We start from the raw sequence: 22850 nt of genomic DNA on the forward strand, positions 1-22850 counted from the left end.
AGGCCCCTATCCCTGCACAGCGGCAAGGGCCCGCAGCCGGGCGTGCGCGTCGCGGTAGGCAGCCTGCCGCTGCGGGAGCAGGGCTTTGTCGATGGCCGCCAGAACGGTGTAGTTGGGATCGCAGACGTTGCCGATGGGCGCCCGCCCGGCCTGCGAGATGAGCTGATAGGCATCCAGCGTGTGCAGGCCGCACAGGTCGACGGTCCAGCCGGTGAGGTCCTGGTGGGCCATGCGGTAGGCGTCCTCCAGCGGGCGGGCGCAGCCGACCGACATGATCGCCGTGTCGGTTTCCAGACGCGGCCAGGCGGTGTCGGTACCCTTGATGACCTCGACAGCGAGGGTCGTGACGGTGGCGATCTCCACGCCGACACCGCAGACTTCGCCGTGGCCCTGGCGGGCGTGTCCGTCGCCGAGGGCGAGCATCGCCCCGTGCACGTTCACCCCGAGATACAGGGTGGTCCCGGCGCGCAGTTCCGGGGTGTCGAGGTTCCCGCCGTAGTAGTCCGGGACGATCGTGGACCGGGACTCCATGCCACCTGGCGCGACGCCGATGGTGCCGATCATCGGATCCAGCGGCAGCTCGACCATGTGGTCACTGGCGGTGGCCCGGTACCGAACGACGCCCGCGTGCCCGTCGATGCCGTACACCCACACCCGCTCCTCCAGCGGCGGCTGCAACGTGGCCGTGTGCGAGGTCGACGTGAGTGCCCCGAAGTACGGGAACGTCGCCGACACACCCCAGTCGCGGGTCGGCTCGATCGACAGCAGGTGCACGGCGAGGGTGTCGCCGGGCTCGGCGTCCTCGACGAAGAACGGCCCCGACACCGGGTTCAGGTACGGCATCTGACACACCTGCGACGGCAGGTCCGCAGGCCCCCGCACCAGGCCGCCGAAGCAGTCCTCGGTGTGCACGGTGATCAGGTCGCCGGAGCGGACGTGCGCCACCGGCAGGCGTCCACCGAAGGTGTAGGCCAACTCGTCACGGGCGGGACGGTAGGTGAAGTGACTCATCGCGATCACACCCGCTCCATGTCACGCCCAGCGGCCTGGGTGGAGGCCAGGCCGGACAACACCGGCCGGCGGCCGGTCAGGTACAGGCCGGCCAGGACCAGCACGCCGAGGCCCAGCCAGGCCAGGCCGAGGCGCTGGGCGGCGATGTTGGCGTTCACCACCACGTAGGCGAGGATCACGAACCCGGCGGCGGGCATGAGCAGGTGCGCGAACCAGTTGCCGCTGCGACGGCGGATCAGGTGGTGCACGACCACGGAGACGTGCAGGACCAGGAACGCCACCATCGCCCCGAAGTTGATCAGCGACGACAACAGCGTGATCCCGTCGGAGCGGGTGGCCATGTACAAGCCCAGGGCCAGGGACACGACACCCGTGAGCAGAGTGGCGTTGATCGGCACGCTGCGGCGCACCGACACCTTCGCCAGGAACGCGGGGAGCTGCCGGTCGCGGGCCATGGCGTACAGCAGCCGGGACGTGGCGACCTGCGCGACCATCGAGTTCGGCAGCCCCCATGCGATCGCGGTCGCCACCGCGCACACCGTCGCCAGCCAGCTCCCGCCGGCCACCGCGGCGGCGTCGTAGAAGGCGGTGCCGTGCACGTCGCCCTCGGCCAGCAGCCCGCCGGGGTTGGGCACGAGCATCGCCGCCAGCCATGTCTGCGCGATGAACAGCACCCCCGCCAGGACGAGCACGGCCGCCATCGCCCGGCCGATCTGCCGGGCGCCGTCACGGGTCTCCTCCGCCAACATGGAGATGCCGTCGAAGCCCAGGAACGACAGCACCGCGATTGACACCGCCCCCGCCACGAGGGACCAGGTGAAGGTGTCGGCGTTGTAGAACGCATCCCAGCTGAACCGGCCCGTGCCCGTCGCGAGTGCCCAACCGGCGACGACCAGGAACAATGCCAGGACGATCAGCTCACCGACGAGCATCACCCGAGTGACCACCGCCGTCATGCGGATGCCGACCGAGTTGACAACGGTGTTGACCGCGACGAACCCGAGCAGCCACAGCCACACCGGCACCGCCGGCACCGTGGAGTGCATCGCCACCGACGCCACCAGGTACAGCAGGCCGGGAACGAGCACGTAGTCGAGGAGGATCACCCAGCCGGCGAGGAACCCGACCGGCGGGCTGATGCCCCGACCGGCGTAGTTGTAGACGCTGCCTGACATCGGGAACGCCTTCACCATCTGCGCGTACGAGAACGCGGTGAACACCAGCGCCACCACGCCGATGGCGTAGGCGAGGGCCACCATGCCGCCAGAGCCCGTGTAGACGCTGCCGAAGATCGCCATCGGCGCGATCGGGACCATGTACACCAGGCCGTACGCCAACAGGTCCCGAAACCGCAGCTGGCGGCTGAGCTCCTGCCGATAGCCGTAGCGGGCCAGGTCGTTCGAGGTTGTCATCGGTAATCCTCACGAGGATGAGAAGCGCGAGCAGGGCGCGGAGAGACGCCTGCCGGGTGGCCGTCAACGACCCGACGGCGACGGGCATCCGCAGTTGACGTTGCTGTGGCAGCCACTCCATTCGTCACTGGTGGTGGCTACATCCGGACCGACCGTGATCCGGCTCAGCAAGCTTGCCAAGCGCATCCACGTGAGTGGATTCCCATTAGTGGTGAGATTTTTCCCCACCCGTGCATGCCCACGAACTGCAGATACTTTGATCAATTAGCGACGAGCTACCCACCCCGGGGCCGCTGGCCTCGCCGCGCCCCGTACCGATTCCGATGAGAGGGGCGATACCGTGCGACAGGAGGCCGCAGGTAGGAGGTGACCGCAATGGCGAGGACGACGGGCACCAAGGCGCAGCGTGATCACGTACGCCAGACACTGGCCGGTTTCGGAGTGACCCCGGCCGCCATCGCCGCCGAGCTGCAGCGCCGCTTCGGGCTACGCCCCCGGGATGCCTTCCGCCAGGCCCATGGTTGGACTCAGGACGCGGTAGCCGAGAGACTGAACGCTAAAGGAAACGGTTCGGCGACGTTCACCGGGGCGCGGATCAGCGACTACGAGCGGTGGCCCTTCGGCGGTCGTCGGCCCACCTTGGCCGCCTTGAACGCACTGGCGCAGGTCTTCGGCACCGAACCGAGCAGTCTGGTCGACCTCGACGACCTGACCGCTATGCCGGAAGCAGACCGAGCGGCGGTGAGCGGCAGGAGCGCCGCCCCGATGCCTGCGCCATCGGTCACATCCTCAGCACCGCCTGGCGCGATGGCTGAGCCTCTGCGGTGGGACCTGGGCGCTCTGCAGGACGAGACGGAACTGGTGATAGCGGTGTCAGAACGCACGGCGAGCTTCGGCGCATGGGCGCAAGCCTCCAACGTCGGGCCCTTCACCCTCGACGATGTCGCCGCCTCCACCCGCAGGATCGCCGTCGACTACCTGACCGAGCCGCCTGTCGTCGTCTACGCGCGGGCCGGGCTCCTGGCGGATCGCGTATTCCGCCTTCTGCAGACCGGGCGCCAGAATCCTGATCAGTCTCGGGAGCTCTACACATGGGCGGGCTACCTCTGCACACTGCTCGCTTGGATGGCCGGCGATCTCGGGCATCCGGCCGCAGCCGAGTCCCAGGCACGCACCGCCTGGATGTGCGCCGAGACCGTCCGCGACAGCACCCTCCGCGCCTGGGTCCTCTCCACGGTCAGCAAGACCCACCTGTGGGAGCGGCGGTTCGAAGACGCGGCCAACGCCGCCGTGCGCGGCTACGGCCATGCCGCCGAAGGCAGCGCGGCCGTCATGCTGGCGTGCCAAGAAGCGGACGCGTGGGCGGAGATCGGCGCCGTCGAGCCGGCACGGGCAGCATTGCAACGAGCCGAGGAAGCCCGCCAACAGGCAAGCAGCGACCCCGTGGGTGGCCTCCTCGCCTGCGGCACGGTACGCCAACACAACTACGCTGGATCAGTGCTGCTCCGCATCGGCGAGGCCGCCAACGCCATCGAACATGCCGAGCACGCCCTGACGGAAGCCGCCGCGGACCCCTCGGTCGCGTACGGCACGCTCGCCCAGATCCGCATCTGGGCCGCCGCAGCACATCTCAAAGCCGGCAGCCTCGACGGCGCGGTCTCGGTCCTGTCACCAGTGCTCGCTCTGCCACCCGAACAGCGGCTCGACCCGCTGGTGCACCGCCTGCGTGGCGTCGGGCGCAACATCGCCGGCAACCCGTCACTGCGCGCGAGCATCGAGGCCCGCAATGTCCAAGCAGCCATCACCGAGTTCTGCGCCACCGGCGCCGCCCGACAACTTCCCTGAACCTGGAGAACCCATGGCAGTCCCGCACGCCACCGATATCCGTGATCACTGGTACTGGCGACCGGGTTGGGGCATCGGCTCCCGCTTCTACACCTGGCACATCACCTTCGACGGACAGCCCGAGGTCGAGAAGCTCGCTGACCAGTACCGGTCCCTGCTGTCCTCGCAGCCCAGCCTCGACGTCATCCCGAACCGATGGCTTCACCTCACCATGCAGGGCATCGGCTTCGTCCAAGACGTCGCCACCGACGACGTCGACGCCATCGTGGCCGCCGCCACCGACCGGTGCTCGCGCCTGTCACCTTTCAAGCTCACCATCGGAACCCCCCACGTCGATCCCGAGTCCATCCAGATCGCCGTCGAGCCGATCGAGCCCGTGCGGCAACTCCGCGCCGCCATCCGTGCCGCCATCGCCGACGTCTGGGGGCAGGACCGCGTACCCGAGGCCGCCGAGCCCTACGACCCTCACCTCAGCCTGGCCTACACCAACACCGACGGTCCCGCAGCGCCACTCATCGAGGCCCTCTCCGCCGCCCCGAAAATCAGCGCCGACGCGCTGATCACCTCGTGCCAGCTCATCGTCCTCAACCGCGACGAGGGCATGTACGTGTGGGAACCGTACGCCACGGTAGAACTCGGTTCCTGAATCTTGTTCAACCTCCGCCATGTCACCCCCTGGGATGATCGCCAGGCTCATGTTTCTTGCTCCGCACCTTGTCGCGGACGGCAGGGGTTGCCGTCTTCGAAGGGTGCTCACTCGGCCGGCGTTCGGGTGAAGGAGGCTGCGCCCGCCCCGAGACAGGGCGGGCGCAGGTCACGCGGCGCGTGGCGGTGCAGGTTGGTGTAGGCGGAGCAGGCGGGCGAGGGTCGCGGCTTGGTCGACGGTCGGGAGGCCGGCTTCGGCGGCCAAGGCTTGGATCTCGGTCTCGGTTGCGGGTTCGGTCAGGTAGCGGGCCATCGACATCGTCCCTGGCAGGAGTGGAGCGTCCGCCTCGGGACGCGCGGTCGGGGCCTCGCAGCCGGCTGTCCGCGTGGGCGGGGTCGGCGGCGACGGGTGTGGTGTGTTCGCACGTGATTGCTGGTCACGGCGTGCGGCCATGTCCCTCCCAGGACGACTCGCGGCGTGGGGGCGAGGTGTGGGGCCATGGTCATCTCCTCTCTCGGTTCACCAGGGAGTTCTGAAAATCGATCGCCGGCCTCCGCCACCCGGACTGGGGCGGCGGGTCGACGTAGTCGCCGGTCGGGTGACTTCGATTGCGGGAGCAGCGGGTGGAGGGCCGCGGACGGTACCTCCAGGGGCCACGAAAGTGAACAGTGCGCCACTCACAGCGACTCACCGCGACGTGCCGTCGGGTGTGAGTACTCGGACGGGCGCGGGTCTGCCGCCGAACTGCGCTGCTGACAGAGTCTGACGGGTCCCGTCCGATGCGGGCTGTCCGCTCTCGTCGCCCTCGGTGCGCGCCCACATGCGAAGAACGGCTCCCGCCCTGGCGGGTTTGGCGGGCATGGGTATGTCCGGCGGTGTGTAGGGCGTTCAGGGCGGCCGTCCGCGCCGCCTGTCCCGCCTGACCTCATGAGGCGTCCCGCTTATCTGGGGCGGGCTGGTCATGGACGGGATATTCGTCGTCGTGGCGGGTGTCGGTATAGGGCAGGTCGATGAGGCGGTGACGGCCCGCGCGGCCGGGTAGCTGCCAGATCTGGTGGGCGGGGCTGGCGGCGAAGGCGGTGCGTAGTTCAGCGCTGGTGGTGGCGATGACCTTTGTCGGGTCGGGGACGGCGGCGAGGCGGTGGTGCAGGTTCGCCTCCCGTCGTGCGGAGGGGAGGTGGAACAGCACCGGCCATGCCCAGGTGCTCATCATGTACAGCCGCTCGTACTTGATGACCTTGTCGATGAGGACCTGCAGGTTTTCGCCGCTGGTGTCGTACTCAAGGAAGAACGGCACGGACCGTCCGTCCTCGGTCCACACCCCGGCACCGTCCGGACGGGGGAAGCCGGTCGCTCCGGCGATGATGATCTGCGGGTCGCCGCCGGCGCGGTACAGGGAGCCTGGTTCGTGGTAGGCCGACGCGGGCTGCCAGCGGACCAGGTCGGTGTCGGGGTGAGTGCGGGCGTGGGCGGCGAGGTCGATGAAGACCTGGTTAGCGCCAAGCAGATGCGGCAGGTCCGGCCGGGACGTCAATGACTGTTTGCGGCGGCGGGCCTGGTCCCGGCGGCCTCGTGGAAGTCCGCGTTGAGCGTGTACGTGGTCGTAGCCGAGCTGGTCCAGGACGTAGTGGTACGGGTAGGAGCCGCCGTCGGCCTTGTTAGGTCGGAACCGGTCCACCGCCCGCAGCAGGGTGAGGCGGCGCAGCCGGCGTTGAGTGAAGTCCAGGGACGGGAATAGGGCGGCGGCGATCTGGTCGGTGGTGAGCACACCGTGGTCGTAGAGCCAACCGAATAGCCGGTCGTCACGGGCGGTGATGCTGGCTTGAAGCCGCAGCAGCGGATCTGCGCTGTGTATGGGTTTACGCATGGGCAGCCCCAGGGGGGAGACCCCAGAGTTGAGGGTCTGTCTGGAGCGGCATCGGAGCGCTGAGAGCGGGGTTGACCTGGGCTGTGAGCGGCCGTGAGGGGTCAGGTTGGGGGTCAGGATCAAGACGGACGGTAGACCGGAGATCCGCGCTGACTGCTAAACCGCCGGGCCCACCGGGTCTGGAATGACGGATTGGTAGGAGTCGGTGTGGGTCGGGCCAGTGACGCTGGTGCGCTTCGCGGTGCGGGGTGATCATCGTTCTTGCTCCATGGTCAGAGGGTGCGAGTGGGTGTGACGTTGGTGCGCCTGCCGCCGCAGCGGGCGAGAGCGGGTGGGCAGGTCCGGTCGACTTCTGTCAGCTCGCGGGCGTGCTGACAGGCGCGCACGCCGGTCTGACAGCGTCGGCTCGGCCTGACAGAAGCCATTGGTTCGGGTTCTGTCACGCGACCTCCCTCGCTGACGGATCCGGTGCCGGCGGGGTGGTCTCGGCGCGCAGGACGCGCACGAGGGCTGAGGCGGTGGCGTTGGACAACTGGTGCCCGTCCGCGCGTAGCCGGTGGGCGAGGGCCTTGCGGGACAGAGGTGTCCCTTCGGCGGTGAGGGTGTGGGCGGCGGTCCGGGCGGCCGGTACCAGCGCGGTGACCTCCGGAGCGCCGTCGTCGGTCGATGCCTCGTGGTCCGGGTGGTCCGGGACCGCCGATGGTTGGTCCGCGACGGCGGGGACCGCTGTCGCGGGGTCCGGGACCGCGGCGGCGGTGACGGGGACCGGCGGGCGGTTGTCCGGGACCGACGTGTCGACGGTCTGCGGCGGTTCGAGCTCCGTCGGCGCGGGCTGGGCGGTGGAGGTGGGTGGGGTGGGGTCGGCGCGGCCGAGGGCGATCTTCACCATCGCCAGGAAACCCAGGGCGGGTAGGGCGGCGGCGATCCAGCCGATCACCGACGCCTCGGCCTCGACGACCTGCGCGGCAAGCGACAGCAGCACCGCTGCGGTCAGCATGGTGGCGGGGAAAACGATGCTTCTGCCCAGTCGCCGGTTGCGGCGCAGCTCCAGACCGGCGGCGATCGAGGTCAGCTCCAGGACGATCGCGTCGGCCCAGGCCAGCCAGCCCGGCTGGCCGTGCGCAGCGGCGACGTCATGCACGTGGGTGAACGACGCCGCGCCGGCCGCCCCGCCGATCAGCAGCATGATCGCCACCTGGGCGCGGTCCTCCAGCCGCTGCCGTCCGCGCCCCGCCGCAGCGGGCGGGTCGCGACGTCGCTGGTCATGTGTCGCCAAAGGCCCACCACCTGTGGCCGGCTGGCCCGGATGACACCCGGTGAGGCGTCGTCGCCCAGACGTGGACGACCGGGAGGGCGGCCGTGACGGCCGGGCCCGTAGCGACGATGTTGTCGAGTGAAGTCACGATCTTCTCCAAAATTGGGGTTGTGGGTTCCAGGTGCGGCACGAGGGCGGATCGCCTGCGGGTCGCGCCTGCCAGCCGGGTACGGGCAGGCGCGACCCTGCCGGGTGACGCCCGGCCGGGCGGACCCCTCACGTGGGCGCGGGGGACGGCAAGTCACTATGGTCGAGTCAAGGAACACGCCAGACCCCACGCAGCAGGCAGCAGGGCAAGCAGGCGTCGCCGCAGCCCGCACAGCAGGCCGCAGTCAACAGCGTGGACACAGGGCGAACGGCCAAGCCGAGCCACAGATGATCAGAACCCACCACCGATAGCGCGCAGGCGCTCAGGTGGGTGCGGCGGCTCAACTCGCCGACAGACGATCCTTCATGGGGTCCTCCCATCACTCGACGTACCCCGACAGGGTCGGCACCAGCAACGGCAGGCACCCCCACTGGGGGTGCCTGCCCGCTGAGTCTGTGGCCGACGGCGCCAGCCGACGCTGCGGGAACGTCTCTCCATTACGCCCCGGAAACCCGATCCAGTCAACCACCGATCTCCAACAGATCAGCCGCGAAGTCTTGTCGCCAGTCCGCCTGAGTGCTATGGATGTCGCCTACGTCCGTGACGGTTCCTGTCCGTCCACGCGATTCGCGGTCGAGAATCTTTCTGTGACGTCTCGCATGCTGGGATGTCGATCTCCGTAAGCGGCGAATCGGGTGGTCACATTCTGCCCTCAACCGCTGGTTCGTGGCCTTCTGTTGTCCTACCGCTGTGGTGGCGCCACGGAGTGCGAGTGCCGTGGCGAAGATCGTCAGATGGCGACGGCAGTCGATCCTTGCCGGCCGCTGTCAGAGGCAGTCGCTACACTCCCCGGCCGCGGCAAGAGGTCAGTAGACATCAATGCGTCCGGGCGGAGAACACCTCCACGTCCTGCAGTTCGACAACGGGGTCATCACGGTGGGCCGCACCGGCGACCCCCGCATGCGCCACGAGCGTCACGAGCCGAGATTGCGGTCGCTACCGTCTCACCATCAAGCGTCGCTGGGTCTCGGAGGCATGGCAGGGCGCCCAGTGGGCGGAGCGCCAGCTGATCGCCGTCTGCGCCAAGATCGGCAGACGCACGCCAGCGGGCCGCGAGTACTTCCGCGACGTGCCCTTCAGCATCGCGTGCCAGCAGGCCCGGCAGGGGCACCCCACCACGTGCCCAGACTGCCGGCAAGGGGTGGTGGCCGCGCCGATGCGGATGCCCGCCACGGTCGAACGACGCCTCGGAACACGATGGTGAGCTCGTCTGCGACTTTCGGCTGCCGTGCGACGGCGTCATCACCGCACGCCTGCACGACCCGGACATGGCCCCCGACGGCAGATATCCGATGCGCCGGAGCGAGCACTACGACATTGAGCTGGAGTGCAGCGAGATCGACGCCTGGAACGTCTGGGGGGGCCGAACCACGTACCCAGCCGCTCGCACCTGGTGTGCCCGCTCGACTGTGACCGCCCGGCCTTGCGGGCGTGTCCGGACGCCCGCCGTGACATCGCTCGGGTGGGCATGAGCGCTCGCGCGGGCATGCCACTGATGCTGGCCCCGCTACGCGACGGCGCTCCTCACAGGTGACCAACGCGGGAGGCTAGCCGAACGGCTGACGGGACGCGTCACCTCACGTGGTGACCGCGTCGCGAACCAACCGGCGAAACCGCGCTGGGAAGGTTTGACCACCGTCGCGCCCCCCCGGGCTGGTTGGGTACGTGAGGCGGTCGTTCGGGAAGACCGAGCGAGGGCCATCGCGCGGCGGGCAGCGCGCGCGGCGGCGCACATGCCCCGCTGCCCGACACACTGCAGATTCCGGCAGTTGCCACGCTCATTCGGTTGGTGCGCGGCGGCGACATCGAAGGCGAGCCGCCACAACAGCGGATCGACCACATCACCGGGCAGGGCAGCGAGAGCGCTGAGTCGTTCGCGGGGCACGGCGAGAAACCTTCCGTCGACGGGTCACGCCGCCCAGCCCGATCACGGCGGGACGACGGACACGATCGACGCTCACCTCTGCCTGAAGGTCAAGTCGTCAGGCCACCCGCTGGTCCTGCGGGCCGAACTTCCACCGCCAGTCGAGGCGGTGGCGGCCGAACGCGGCCGTGACGACCGGTCGCCAATCGCGTCAGCGCCGAGCTCGGCATTAATGCGCCGCCCACCGTTTCGCCATAGGCCAGGACACGTCATAGCGTTTCGCGGCCCGGGCGACCCGTGATCACGATCAAACGCGCCAGGCGAAGACGTGCACGAGGAGTTCAGAGCGGCGTTAGCGTGGGACACGAAGGCCTCCTGGTTGCCGGAGCGGTTCCTAGACAGCTCCACTCCACAACCGGAGGCCTTCGTCATCCCGTCTATCTACGCCGTGTCGTCACACGACCTCAACCAGCCTGCCTGGGCAGTACACCCAGACGGTGGGCCGGACCGGTCGGTTCGGCCCACCGTCTCTTGCCGTTGCAGGCGGGCGCTCACGAAGCCACGACGACCCAAAACGGTCCGGCCGTGGGACATCGGGTCGGTAACTGGGCACCCTCTGGGGCTGCTGCCTCCACTGATCCTCCTCGCAAGGAGACCTTGTCGCCGGTCTTGAGCGACTTGGGCTGACTCAGTGAGGAGGTAGGAAAGATCGGCACGTAGACCGTGCCTGATGTGGAATCGGTGACGCTCAGGCACTCATCTCTTTTCGAGACGGTGCCCTCCAATAGCGCGCTGTCGCCGACGCCTGGCTCCTCGTCTCGATATTGGGCAAATGTCGCCGAGCCGGCGTCAAAGGCATCGTCGGGCGAACGGGAGCAGCCGTTCATGCAAGCCATGATCACGCAGCCTGCGAGCAGGGGGCGCAGAACAGCACGATTCATCCGTCACCAACTCTGCTAGTAGTAGAGGGTTGTGCCTGACGGGATTCGGTAGATCTTGGAGTATACGCTCCACCCGCTACCCCCGCCCTTATGGATCCCGATCGCGTTACTTCCGTTCACCCACGGCCCGCCGCTGTCGCCTCCGGCCTGGTCGGCGCTCACCCTGACGAAGACCGAATTGCATGTCGTGCCGGGGCAGGCGCCGGACCAGGTCGGCTTGTAGGCGATCGAGGTGATCGTGCCGCACTTCCAACCGCTCGTCTTGCCCCGATGACATGCCGTAATGCCTTCCGGCACGTCTTGCGGTCCCCCGACGATCGTCGGACTTGATGAGGATGACCCGTAGAACGTGTTGGAGATGGAGTTCCCGGTGCCGACGGCGACGCCGTAGAACGCGATGTCCGCGTTGGCGCCGTAGTTCTGGGCCTGTCTGGTGCTGGTTTCCCAGACGCCGGTGCCTGCGGTGTTAGGGTAGATGTTCTGAGTCTGACCGCAGTGGGCGGCGGAGAAGTATCCGATGGCGGAACCGTTCTTCGCGGAGAAGCCCGCAGTACAGCTGGTCAGCGCTACCCCGCCCCGGACCGTCAGCCCAGAGTCACCGCCGGCGTCCTGCAGGTGCTTGAGCACGACCTCGGGAAAACCGGTAGCGTCCTTCACCGCCTGAGCTACTGACCCACTGCCGCTGTCTGTGGTTTCGATGACCAGTGCTCCGTCTGCCGTCCGGACGTACATGCCCTGCACCCCCGGGGAGACCTGACGTACTGCAGCCTCGACCTGTGTCGTCAACTCGGGTCGCCTGTTGCTGATCGGTGTTCCATCGACCACCGAGACGGTGGTCAGGCTGGACAGCCGCAGTTCGGCGAAGGCGGATGCGACATCTTTTCGCGCGGTGCGCACCCGCAGTGTCTGGCCACCGGAGTCCTGCTCGATCCAGACGTCGGCGTCGACCCCAAGTGTGACGCCGGTGCGGGAGATTAACTCGACGACGTTCTTCTGGTCATTGATTGCGTCAGTGGCCTTGTCGATGCCCACGTTGTTGAGCCGCGCATAGTCCTCGGTGGCGGCAGTGGTCGCATCGGCTGGAGCGGAAGAGGCCACAGCCTGCGCTGTCGGCGTTGCGGCCAGGGCGAGCAGAGTCGCCGCCGAGAGCGCGGCAGCCTTGTGAGCTGTGCGTCGTCGCACCGGTCCTCCAAAGTAGCGTGATCGATGGTTCACGGAAGGTAGCAAGAGCCGCTTCGCCGTCACAAGACTTCGGGGAACGACAGACGTCGTTGCCTTACTCATCCTCAACAGCCTCGTAGGCTGCCCTGGCTCGCGGTGGCGGCGGCGGGCCTCCGCCATTGTCCACTGGGGCACACAGCTGCCAGCCTCGGTCCAGGCTCGCAGCCGGACGACATCCTCTGCTTCCGCACGAGTTTGGGTGCCGACGGGCCAACGCCGCCGATCCTGTACGCCAAGCTGGCAGTCCTTGGCCGTCCTCGGAAACACGACGAGGATGAGCCGGACCGAACGGCGCAGACGTCTTCGCCCTCGAAGCGACGCTGGATCGGGTCGGCGAACTTCACGACGTCGTCACGGCCAGCCTTGAGTTCAAATCCTGGATCGGACCTCGCGCTGCTGCGCGCCGCCGAGAATTTCTATCGGACTTGAACAGCAGTTCCGATGGCATCGACACCGTCGTCGACATACACCTATTCGAACGGGCGCTACCGAACCACGACAATGCGACGATGGCGCCGACGGCGGCGCAACTGCGATAAAGCCCTTCTTGCCTGTGCTTCAATCGCAGGTGAGTAATTTGCCGATCGAACCGCTGGTTGCCGGGAGAACCTTCTCCATCTTGGAACGCGCGAGTCAGGCCTTCGGGTGGTGGTGGGGGTCGAAGTTCCAGTTCCAGTGGAGGCGGTGGCGGCCGAAGGGGCTGCGGTCGCCTTTGTAGGCGGCGGGTAGGAGTTTGATGTCGGCGACGAGGCGGATGATCTCTCGTTTGACGGGGGTGTTGCCGTCGAGTTCTTGCCATGCCTGTACGGCGTGGTCGCCGATGCGTCCGCGGAGCACGGCGGGGATGCCGGCGTCGGCGGCGCGTTGTTCGTGCTCGGCGATCTGGGCGAGGAGGCCTTTCTCGGCGCGGGCGTAGGCGATGGCGGTGACGTCGCCGTTTTCGGCGAGGCGGCGCCAGTCTTCGAGTTCTCTGCGCAGGCGTTGGGCTTCGGCGCGGGCGTGGGTGACGTCTTCGTCGCTGCCAGCGGCGGCGGTGAGGATGTCGTGGACGTCGGGGCGGGACAGCCACGCCACTACGGCGCGCTGCACGTACTCGTCGAGGATCGGTGCTTTCACTCCGACGTGCCGCTTGTGCAGGCAGGAGTACACCTGCCCGGTCCAGCCGTGCCGGTTCTGCCGCTGCGAGGACAGCGGCCCGTCGCACACTCCGCAGCGCACGATGTAGGACAGCAGGTGCACCGCCCGGCCGGGACGGGTCGTGGTGCGCGCGGGGTCGCCGAGCATGCGCACCACCGCCCAGTAGGTCTCCTCGCTGACCAGGGCGGGCCAGATCCCGTCGCCGACGATCTCCCCGCGCAGGACCCGCTTACCGATGTAGGCCGGGTTCATCACCTGCTTGCGCAGGATCCCCCGCCGCCAGACCCCGCCCTGGGAGGCGGGGATCCCGAGCCGGTTCAACTCGGCTTCCCGCGCCGTCAACGGCATCCCCGCGGCGATGAGCCGGAAGTTGTCCCGCACCACCTGAGCGTGGGAATACTCCGTCACCGTCCCGTCGGCGGCCACGGCGGTGCGGATCTCGTCGTCGGGCTCCTGACGCAGCAACGCTCGGGTGCGCTGGTCGTAGATCCGCCGATACCCGTAGGTGATCTTTCCGTGCGGGCGACCCGCTTCGGCGGCGCCGACGATGCCGCGCAGCACGTTGTCGCGGATCGCCTCGGCCATCCACTCGGCCTGCACCGCCTGGAAACCGAGCATCATCCGGTCGTTCTTGTCCCGCAGGTCATACAACACCCCACCGACCAGCCAGAAGTACAGGCCGACCTCGTGACACATGTCCCGGATCTTCACGAACACGGCCAAGTCGCGTTCCTTGCGGGAGATCTCCCAGACCACCAGCACATCGCCCTTGCCCGCGCGGATCTGCTCGATCAGCAACTCGAACTGCTCGCGCTCCTTCGTCGCACGGCGGCTGGCCGAGCGGTGGTTGTCGGTGAACGACCCCGCGTCCGTCCAGGACCGCTTCGTAATCTCCGCCAAGTTGAGCACGCCCTGGTCGTGGACGCTCTTGCCCTGCTCCTTCTTGTCCTGACTCGCGCGCTGATACCGCAACGCCCGCACCTGCCCGCCCCCGGCCAGCAGCGCGTCCTTGCTGTCAAAACGGCCCTGGTTCCCCGACCGGGCCTTCCGCCGTACCATCAGAACCGTCCCCCTAGACGTCTGTTAGGCAACATCGACCATAGCTTCTAACGATCCTTGACAGTGCCGACGGTGACGCCGAGCGCCTCGGCGGTGGCGACCTCGGTCAGGTCCTCGAAGTAGCGCAGAACCACGACGGCCCGCTGACGTGGCGGCAGCCGGTCCAGCGCGGCGCGCACGGTGAGCCGCAGCGCCGCGTCGGCGTCGGCACCCGGCCGGTCCGGTGGGTACGCGCTGAGCCACTCCCGGCGTCGGCGCCGCCACCAGGAGACGGCGTCGCGGTAGAGGATGGCGCGCACGTACGCGGCCGGGTCGCCGTCGCGCACCGACGGCCAGCGCAGCGCCAGCTTGAGCAGCGCGTCCTGGAGCAGGTCCTCGGCCTGGTGGCGGTTCCCGCAGATCAGGTACGCGGCACGCAGCAGCCGGTGCTGGTGCGACTCGACGAAGGCGAGGTAGTCCGCCCGCCCGTCGTCCGCGTCACGCCCCATCCGGCTCCTCCCTCCGTCACCCGCCAGACGCGCGGGACGGGGGCAAAGGTTGGGTCAGGTAGCGCTGAATCGTCGGGCCGACCCAGTCGGCCAGTTCCTCGGGGTCGAGGTCCACCACGGGTGGCAGCCGGACGACGTACCGGGTGAGCGCGAGACCGAGGATCTGACTGGCCACCAGACCGGCCCGGCGGTCGGCGGTCGCCGGGTCGGCACCGGATCGGGCCACCGCGGTGGCGAGCTGGCCGGCGAAGATCCCGCGCATGCGTTCGGCCGCGCCGGGGTTGGTGGCGGCGGCCCGGAGCAGGGCGACGAGTGTCCCGTCCGCCTCCCAGCGGCGTACGAAGTGCCGGGTCAGTGTCTCGCCGAGCCGGTCCGGCGGCACCTCGGCCAGGTCGGGCAGGCGCAGGTCGAACTCGGCCGCCGCGGCGAACAGCCCCTCCTTGCTGCCGTAGTAGCGCATCACCATCGACGGGTCGATGCGGGCGTCGGCGGCGATGGCCCGGATGGTGGCCCGGTCGTAGCCGTCGGCGGCGAAGCGTTCCCGGGCGGCGCGCAGGATGGCCGCCCGGGTGGCGTCCGAGCGGCGGGTGCGGGTGGCGGGTTCGGTCACGTCCACGACTGTATGCCAACGCGTGTTGACATCGGCTCTACAGTGAAGTCAACAAGCGTTGGCAAACAGTTGTTGACCGAGCCCGGAGGTGGAAGCGATGCTGCCCGAACGCACCGACGTCCTCGTGGTGGGAGCCGGGCCGACCGGCCTGGCCGTGGCGGTCACGCTCGCCCGGCACGGGGTGACCGCTACCGTCGTCGACCGGCTCGCCGAGCCGCCGGTCACCTCACGCGCCGCAGTCGTGCACGCCGGCACCCTGGAGGTGCTGGACCGGATCGGGGTCGCCGCGCCGCTGGCCGCGCGAGGGCTGCACTCGGCCCGGTTCAGCGTCCGCGACCGGGACCGGGTGCTGGTCACCGTCCCCTTCGACAGGTTGCCGTCGCGCTACCCGTACGCCCTGCTGATCTCCCAGGCCGAGACCGAGGCGGTGCTCACCGACCAGCTCACCGCGCTCGGCGGGCGCGTGCTGCGGCCGTACGAGATGACCGGGCTGGACCTCGACGGCGACGGCGCCGTCGCCCGCTTCGACGGCGGCCGCGCGGTCCGGGCACGCTGGGTCGTCGGCGCGGACGGGATGCACAGCCGGGTCCGCGAGCTGGCCGGCATCGGCTTCGGCGGCCCGGCCGACCCCGGGGAGTCGTTCCTGCTCGCCGACGTCCACGTGGACAGCGCGCTCCCGCGCGACCAGGTGAGCCTCTTCCTGTCCCGCCGGGGCCCGCTGGTCTGGGCGCCGCTGCCCGACGGCACGGTCCGGCTGGTCGCCACTGTGGACGACGCGCCGCGCGACCCGCAGGCGCACCACTTCCAGGCGCTGCTGGACGAGCGCGGTCCGGCGCGCCGGCCGGACCGGGTCACCGGCATGGCGTGGGCGTCCCGGTTCCGGATCCACCACCGGATCGCGAGCACCTACCGGTCCGGGCCGGTGCTGCTCGCCGGGGACGCGGCGCACGTGCACAGCCCGGCCGGTGGGCAGGGGATGAACCTCGGCCTGCGCGACGCGGTCGCCCTCGGCGACGCGCTCGCCGCCGGCCCGCAGGCCCTCGACGGGTACGCCGCCGACCGTCGCCCCCGCGCCGAGGAGGTGCTCGGTTTCGCCGCCGGGCTGACCCGGCTCGCCGCCGCACCGCCGGCCGTGCGACCGCTGCGGAATCTGCTGCTCCGGGCGGTCTCCACGCTCCCGCCGCTCCGCCACCGGATCGCCGTTCGCCTGGCCGGCTTCGAGCCCGCGCGGCCCGATAGCTGACCCGCGGGGCGGGTGATCAGTGCGGTGGCGCGGCGGGCGGGCCGGTGCGCGCTCGGAAGGTTACCCAGACGGCGGCCGTGACCAGGGCGAAGACCGCGGCGGCCGCCCAGGGGACAGGCGTCAGGCCGAACGCCTGGGCGGCGAGACCGGCCAGCACCGCGCCGGCCGGTGCGGCGGCCAGCCCGGCCACCCGCTGTGCCGCGCCCACCCGGCCGAGCAGATCCGGGGGTACGTGCCGCTGCCCGTACGCCGCCCGCAGGCTGTTCCAGATCGTGGAGCCGGCGGTGAACCCGGCCATCGCGAGGCCGCCGGTCAGCGGGTGCCGGGCCAGCGCGAATCCGGCCAGCGCCAGCGTCTGACCGAGCAGCACGACACGCAGCGTGGGCAGCGTGCCGAAGCGGGCGGCCAGCCGTCCGGCGAACAGCGCGCCGCCCAGCCCGCCCGCGATCGCGCCGGCCGCGAACAGCCCGTACGCCGCCTCCGGCACCCGAAGCACGGCCAGCGCATAGAGCACGAGCACCGAGGCCAGCCCTCCGATGGCCAGATTCGACCCGGCCGTCCCGACTGTCAGCGCCCAGAGAACCCGATCCCGTCGAAGAAACCGAATCCCCTCCCAAACCCCGCCCTTGTCCTCGTTGATCTTGCGGTTGTGGACCCTCGACTGTCCTTTTTGTGCGTCCTCGCCGGGGCGGAAAGTGCAAGATCGGCGGGGAGCCGGGGCGGGGATGGCGAGGATGAGGACGGCGGCCAGGGCGAAGGTCAGGGCGCCGGCGGTGAACGGGAGTGCGGGGGAGACGGCGAAGAGGACACCGGCCAAGGGGGCGCCGACGAATCCCCCCGCGACCGCGGTTCCGGCCTGGAGGCGGGCGTTGGCGCCCGCCAGCCCTTCGGGCGGCACCACAGTGGGCAGCAGCGCGTACGCGGACGCGTCGAAGAGCGTGCCCAGCAGGGCGAGCAGCGAGGCGACGACGACCAGCGTGGCGATCCCGGCGTGCCCGGTCGCCACGGACCAGGCCAGCGCCGCCACCACCACGGCCCGCCCTCCGTCCACCACCGCCATCGTCCGCCGCCGGTCCCACCGGTCCGCGTACACGCCGCTGAGCAGGCCGAACAGCAGCGGCGGAAGGAGCCCGGCCACTGTCACCGCGGCTACCGCGCGAGGGTCGCGGGTGAGCGTGGCGGCCAGCAGGGCCAGAGCCGGCGTACGCAGGGAGTCCCCCACCTGCGAGCAGACGGCGGCGGACCAGAGCAGCCGGTAGTCGCGGCCCGGGACGGCGGTGATCGTCATGCCGGGAGACGGTGTGCCCTGCACCCGGTGGAGGGTCAAGCCGCCGGGGTGAAACGGGACGGACACTGTCGGCGCTGACCGGTACGGTGAGCGCCGAAAATCCGAACCGGGAGCGCGATTGGACCGCACCTTCCAGGTGGACCTCCGTGGCGTGGTCGACCTGCTCAGTCATCACCTCTACGGCAGTCCGCGGGTCTACGTGCGCGAGCTGCTCCAGAACGCCGTCGACGCGATCACCGCGCGCCGGTCCACCGAACCGAAAGCCCCGGCCCGGGTCCGCATCGAGCCGCCGGAGCTGACCGGCGACGGGACGCTGCGCGTGCACGACACCGGCATCGGCCTGACCGAGGCGCAGGTGCACGAACTGCTCGCCACCATCGGCCGCAGCTCCAAGCGCGACGAGCTGGGCTTCTCCCGGCACGAGTTCCTCGGCCAGTTCGGCATCGGCCTGCTCTCCTGCTTCCTGGTGGCGGACGAGATCCGGGTGGTCACCCGGCACGCCGACGAGCCCACAGTGCTCTGGACGGGCTGGTCCGACGGGCGGTACGCGGTACGGCTCGCCGAGCCGGAACAGGCCCGGGACGAGCCCGGCACGACAGTCACGCTGGTGCCCCGGCGCGACGCCGACCAGTGGCTCGGCGTACCCACTGTCACCGAGCTGGCCCGCCTCTACGGCGGCCTGCTGCCGGTCGACGTGCGGGTCGGTGACACGCCGACCACCGCCGGCCCGCCGCCGTGGCCGACCACGCCCGGTGCGCCGGTCGACCGGGCCGCCCTCCAGCGGTACGCGCAGGAGCTGCTCGGGTTCGTCCCGTTCGACGTGGTGCCGCTGTCGGTGCCCGAAGCCGGCCTGACCGGCGTGGCGTTCATCCTGCCCGCCGCGGTGAACCCGGCCGCCCGGGCCGGGCACCGGGTCTACCTCAAGCGGATGCTGCTCAGCGAGCACGCCGACGGGCTGCTGCCCGAGTGGGCCTTCTTCGCCCACTGCGTGGTCGACGCCAGCGAGCTGCGGCCCACCGCCAGCCGCGAGGCGCTCTACGAGGACGCGCTTCTCACCTCCGTCCGGGAGGCGCTCGGCGACCAGATCCGCGGCTGGCTGGTCCGCCTCGCCAAGCACGACCCGCGCCGGCTCGGCGAGTTCCTCCAGGTGCACCACCTCGGCGTCAAGGCGCTCGCGATGCACGACGACGAGATGCTGCGGCTGGTCGACGAGTGGTGGCCGATGGACACCAACGTCGGCACGATGACGCTCGCCGAGTTCCGGCAGCGGCACGGCGTGCTCCGGTACGCCGCCAGCCTGGACGAGTTCCGCCAGCTCGCCGCCGTGGCCGCCGCGCAGGACGTGGCAGTGGTCAACGGCGGCTACACGTACGACACCGAGCTGATCGAGCGGCTGCCCACAGTGGACCGATCGGTGCTGATCGAGCGGCTTGAGCCGAGCGACCTGACCACCCGGTTCGAGATCCTCGACCCGGCGACCGAACTGGCCCTGCGGCCGTTCCTCACCGCCGCGCAGCGGGCCCTGGAACGGCTCGGCTGTGAGGTCGTGATCCGGGCGTACGACCCGGTCTCGCTGCCGGCGCTCTACCTGGTGTCCCGGTCGGCCGCGTTCCACGACCAGCTCGCCGCCAGCCGGGACAAGGCCGACGAGCTGTGGGGCGGCGTGCTCGACGCGCTCGCCGCCTCAGCGCCGCCGGACCGCCCGCAACTGGTGCTCAACCACCGCAACCCGCTGGTCCGCCGGGTCACCACGCTCGCCGACCCGGAGCTGGTCGGGCTGGCCGTCGAGGCGCTCTACGGGCAGGCCCTGCTGCTCGGGCACCACCCGATCCGGGCGGCCGACGCCGCACTGCTGAACAGTTCCTTCCTCGGCCTGCTCGGCCGGGCCGTACCGGGAGAGACCCGTGACTGACGACGACCTCTGGCGGATGCACCACGAGATCGAATCCATGCCGTACGGGCCGGGGCAGATCGCCGCGCTGGAGCAGTTGCTGCGCCGCGCCGACGCGGGCGACGACAGGCACCTCGCCTTCGCCGCCCGGGTCACCGGCACCACCGCGTACGTCTACGGCGGCGAACCGGCGAAGTCCTTCGTCACGTTCTCCTGGTGCCTGGCCGAGTACGACAAGGATCCGCAGCCCTACCACCAGCGCTACACGCACCAGCTGCTCTGGTTCTTCAAGTACATGGTCAACGCCATGGTGAAGTTCCCGGAGCTGCCGCTGGACCGGACGTACGCGGTGCTCGACGACATGGAGCGGCGTTACCGCGACTCCGGGCACTCGCTCCAGGCGGTCTACAAGCACCGCTACCTGGTGGCCGCGCACCTGGGCGACGACGAGGCGGCGGAGCAGTGGTACCGCAAGTGGATGACCACCCCGCGCGACACGCTCTCCGACTGCGCCGGCTGCGACCCGACCACGCAGGTCGCGCACCTGGTGCGGCACGGCCGCCACGAGGAGGCGGTGGCGCTGGCCGAGCCGGTGCTCGCCGGGCGGCTCACCTGTAGCGAGCAGCCGCAGGGGATCCTCACCGCGCTGCTCACGCCCTACCGCGAGACCGGCCGCACCGACGCGGCGCGGGACGCGCACCGGGAGGCGTACCGGCGGGTGCGCGGGCACCTCGCCGACCTGTGGGACATCGCCGACCACGTCGAGTTCTGCACCGTGACCGGCAACGAGGCCCGCGCCCTGGAACTGGTCGAGCGCCACCTGGACTGGCTGGACCGCGCGCCCACCCCTGCTGCCGCGATGCACTTCGCGGCCGCCGCCTCGGCCGCGCTGCGTCAGGTGCCGGCCGAGCTGACTGTGCACCGCCGCGCCTCCGGCGAGCGGCCGGCCGCAGACGTGCCGGCGGGTGCGCTCGCCGACGAGCTGGCCGGTACGGCGACCGCGCTGGCCGAGCGGTTCGACGCGCGCAACGGCACCACGCACCAGTCCGGCCTGATCGCCCGCAAGCTGGCGGCCGGGCCGGTCGGCGAGCACCTGCCGCTCTCCGCGAGCCTGCGCCGCCCGGCGGTGCCCGCCCCGCGGACCGGCTCGGACGCGCCGGTGGCCTCTCCGCAGCCGGTGACGGTGCCCGCCGACGCCGGCGCGGACGAACTGCTCGCGCTGGCCGAGGAGTGCTGGCGCACCAACCGCCGGGACGGCCTGGTCGCCGCGTTGCACGCGTACGACGAGCGGTTCGGTGACGCCGACGTGCCCGCGACCACCCGCGCCTGGCGGCTGGAGCTGCGGGCCGGTGAGCTGTCCCAGGACGACGACGGCGTGCCGGTGGCGATCGAGGTCAACCGCGAGGCGCTCGCCGCGTGGCGGGAGGTGCCGGACCCGCTGCGCGCCCAGGTGGTGGCCGGGCGGCTCGGTGTGCTGCTCAGCATGGTCGAGGAGAGCGCGGACGAGGGGATGGCCCTGGCCCGGGAGTCGGCCGGCTACCTGACCGAGCACGGCGAGCCGCGTGACCGGGCCGCCGGCTGGGACCGGCTCGCCCTCGCCCACGTGCACCGCGAGCAGTGGGCGGAGGCGCTCGACGCGCTCGACCGGGCCGAGGCGGAGGCGGACGCCGATCCGTGGCTGGCCGGGCGGGTCGCGCTGCACCGCACGCACGTGCTGGAGCAGTTGGAGCGGGCCGAGGAGTTCCGGGACGCGGCGGCGCGGTCCCGTCGGCTGGCGGGCGAGCTGGGCGACGCCGAGATGCTCACCGGCGCCTGCCTGGCGTACGCCCGCGCCACCGACGACCCGGCCGACGCGGTGGCCGCGTGCGAGGAGGCGCTGTCGGTCGCCCCGGCCGGCGCCCACCTGCCGCTGCGGGTCACCCGGGGCCGGGCGCTGATGGCCGCCGACCGGGCCGGCGAGGCGGTGGAGGATCTGGCCGAGGCGGTCACTCTCTGCGTCGAGCAGGGGCTGGAGGGCGACGCGCTGCTGCGCTGGGAGCTGGCCGAGGCGTACCGGGTGGCCGGTCGGCTGGCCGAGGCCGCCGAGGTGGCCGAGGAGGCGGTGCTCGGGCTCGACCGGGCCGGTGCGCAGGCCGAGGCGGACCGGTGCCGGCACATGCTGGCGGGCATCTACGCCGGCCTCGGCGAGACGGATCTGGCGCTCACGGTGCTCGACACGCTGGCCGAGAACCTGGACGGGCCGGACAATCTCCCCCACCGGGCGCAGGTGCTGGAGGAGTCCGGTGGCCTGCTCTACGACGCCGACCGGGACGCCCTGGCCGCGCAGCGGTTCGCGGCGGCGGCGACCGCCTGGCGGCTGGCTGGCTTCCAGGTGGACGAGCTGCGGGCCCGGCGGCGGGAACTGCTCGCCCTGCACTGGTCCGGCGACCTGCCGGCCGCGGTCGCAGCGATCGAGCGGGTGGACGAGGCGGCGGCCGCGCTCCCGGCCGAGGCCGACGAGGCGCCGGTGGTCACGTACGAGCGGGCGATGGCCGCCGACGCGGTGGCCCGGGTGCTGATCGGCGAGGATCGTCTCACCGCCGCGCTGGACCGGGTGGACGGGGTGCCGGAGCGCCTCCGGTCGATCGAGGCGTTCGGCGAGGCGGCGCAGGTCGAGGTGCTGACCGGTGAGCTGCTGCTGCGCGACGGGCGGCCGGAGCAGGCCGAAGGGCTGCTGCGCCCGGTCCTGGGCGGGCTGCCCAGCGGTTCCCGTCCCGCCACGCAGGCCGCCTGGCTGCTCGCCCGCGCGCTCGACGAGCAGGGCCGGGAGGCCGAGGCGTCGAAGGTCCGCGCCGACCACGGCATCGAGGAGGACTGACACGACG

The 22850-nt window shown here is 70.7% G+C and carries 14 protein-coding genes; 5 read left to right on the top strand and 9 right to left on the bottom strand.

All coding sequences use genetic code 11. The features are described from left to right. Positions 1-6: 6 nt before the first annotated feature. Both FB454_RS16035 and FB454_RS16040 read right to left on the bottom strand, forming a co-directional pair. Positions 7-1011, bottom strand: coding sequence for an acetamidase/formamidase family protein (locus FB454_RS16035; protein ID WP_425311448.1), 1005 nt, complete (start codon positions 1009-1011; stop codon positions 7-9). Positions 1012-1016: 5 nt separating this feature from the next. Beyond that, the gene (locus FB454_RS16040) at positions 1017-2423 is read right to left on the bottom strand and encodes an APC family permease (protein WP_013285710.1); all 1407 of its coding nucleotides are present in this window, start codon (positions 2421-2423) and stop codon (positions 1017-1019) included. Between the two features lie 375 nt (positions 2424-2798). Between FB454_RS16040 and FB454_RS16045 the strand changes: the two genes are divergently transcribed. Then, positions 2799-4268, top strand: coding sequence for a helix-turn-helix domain-containing protein (locus tag FB454_RS16045; protein WP_013285709.1), 1470 nt, complete (start codon positions 2799-2801; stop codon positions 4266-4268). Then, a complete protein-coding gene (locus FB454_RS16050) occupies positions 4210-4914 on the top strand; it encodes a 2'-5' RNA ligase family protein (protein ID WP_222433928.1) in 705 nt (234 codons plus the stop codon). The genes FB454_RS16045 and FB454_RS16050 overlap by 59 nt, the downstream gene beginning before the upstream one ends. 925 nt (positions 4915-5839) lie before the next feature. Here the strand turns inward: FB454_RS16050 and FB454_RS16060 are convergent. From FB454_RS16060 to FB454_RS16090, 6 genes are all read right to left on the bottom strand, one after another. After that, positions 5840-6781 carry a replication-relaxation family protein gene (locus tag FB454_RS16060; protein ID WP_013285707.1) on the bottom strand — a complete coding sequence of 314 codons (942 nt, stop codon included), beginning with the start codon at positions 6779-6781 and terminating at the stop codon, positions 5840-5842. Between the two features lie 439 nt (positions 6782-7220). Further along, on the bottom strand, positions 7221-8057 hold the full coding sequence (locus tag FB454_RS16065) for a DUF2637 domain-containing protein (protein WP_041798987.1): 837 nt from the start codon (positions 8055-8057) through the stop codon (positions 7221-7223). Between the two features lie 3007 nt (positions 8058-11064). Beyond that, positions 11065-12231, bottom strand: coding sequence for a chymotrypsin family serine protease (locus FB454_RS16075; RefSeq protein ID WP_013285704.1), 1167 nt, complete (start codon positions 12229-12231; stop codon positions 11065-11067). Positions 12232-12903: 672 nt separating this feature from the next. After that, positions 12904-14466 carry a recombinase family protein gene (locus FB454_RS16080; protein ID WP_013285703.1) on the bottom strand — a complete coding sequence of 521 codons (1563 nt, stop codon included), beginning with the start codon at positions 14464-14466 and terminating at the stop codon, positions 12904-12906. Positions 14467-14513: 47 nt separating this feature from the next. Beyond that, positions 14514-14954: a SigE family RNA polymerase sigma factor gene (locus FB454_RS16085; protein ID WP_374537981.1), complete on the bottom strand. Its 441-nt coding sequence runs from the start codon at positions 14952-14954 to the stop codon at positions 14514-14516. Between the two features lie 16 nt (positions 14955-14970). Continuing rightward, complete coding sequence (locus FB454_RS16090; protein WP_013283279.1) at positions 14971-15570, bottom strand: TetR/AcrR family transcriptional regulator; 600 nt, start codon at positions 15568-15570, stop codon at positions 14971-14973. Between the two features lie 91 nt (positions 15571-15661). Between FB454_RS16090 and FB454_RS16095 the strand changes: the two genes are divergently transcribed. After that, positions 15662-16807, top strand: a complete 1146-nt coding sequence (locus tag FB454_RS16095; protein WP_145823136.1) for an FAD-dependent monooxygenase — start codon at positions 15662-15664, stop codon at positions 16805-16807. Positions 16808-16823: 16 nt separating this feature from the next. On the opposite strand, the gene FB454_RS16100 is transcribed toward FB454_RS16095, so the two are convergent. Further along, complete coding sequence (locus FB454_RS16100; protein WP_145823137.1) at positions 16824-18095, bottom strand: MFS transporter; 1272 nt, start codon at positions 18093-18095, stop codon at positions 16824-16826. A gap of 118 nt (positions 18096-18213) precedes the next feature. Between FB454_RS16100 and FB454_RS16105 the strand changes: the two genes are divergently transcribed. After that, on the top strand, positions 18214-20007 hold the full coding sequence (locus FB454_RS16105) for an HSP90 family protein (RefSeq protein WP_145823138.1): 1794 nt from the start codon (positions 18214-18216) through the stop codon (positions 20005-20007). Beyond that, positions 20000-22843, top strand: a complete 2844-nt coding sequence (locus tag FB454_RS16110; protein WP_145823139.1) for a hypothetical protein — start codon at positions 20000-20002, stop codon at positions 22841-22843. Before FB454_RS16105 ends, FB454_RS16110 begins: the two co-directional genes overlap by 8 nt. The last annotated feature ends 7 nt before the right edge of the window (positions 22844-22850 follow it).

This window comes from Micromonospora sp. CNZ297, assembly GCF_007827625.1.

What these genes read in the sequence shown, in the direction of transcription:
- FB454_RS16035 (WP_425311448.1), bottom strand. Translation starts at nt 1,011, where the DNA reads ATGAGTCACTTCACCTACCGTCCCGCCCGTGACGAGTTGGCCTACACC.
- FB454_RS16040 (WP_013285710.1), bottom strand. Translation starts at nt 2,423, where the DNA reads ATGACAACCTCGAACGACCTGGCCCGCTACGGCTATCGGCAGGAGCTC.
- FB454_RS16045 (WP_013285709.1), top strand. Translation starts at nt 2,799, where the DNA reads ATGGCGAGGACGACGGGCACCAAGGCGCAGCGTGATCACGTACGCCAG.
- FB454_RS16050 (WP_222433928.1), top strand. Translation starts at nt 4,210, where the DNA reads ATGTCCAAGCAGCCATCACCGAGTTCTGCGCCACCGGCGCCGCCCGAC.
- FB454_RS16060 (WP_013285707.1), bottom strand. Translation starts at nt 6,781, where the DNA reads ATGCGTAAACCCATACACAGCGCAGATCCGCTGCTGCGGCTTCAAGCC.
- FB454_RS16080 (WP_013285703.1), bottom strand. Translation starts at nt 14,466, where the DNA reads ATGGTACGGCGGAAGGCCCGGTCGGGGAACCAGGGCCGTTTTGACAGC.
- FB454_RS16085 (WP_374537981.1), bottom strand. Translation starts at nt 14,954, where the DNA reads ATGGGGCGTGACGCGGACGACGGGCGGGCGGACTACCTCGCCTTCGTC.
- FB454_RS16095 (WP_145823136.1), top strand. Translation starts at nt 15,662, where the DNA reads ATGCTGCCCGAACGCACCGACGTCCTCGTGGTGGGAGCCGGGCCGACC.
- FB454_RS16100 (WP_145823137.1), bottom strand. Translation starts at nt 18,095, where the DNA reads ATGACGATCACCGCCGTCCCGGGCCGCGACTACCGGCTGCTCTGGTCC.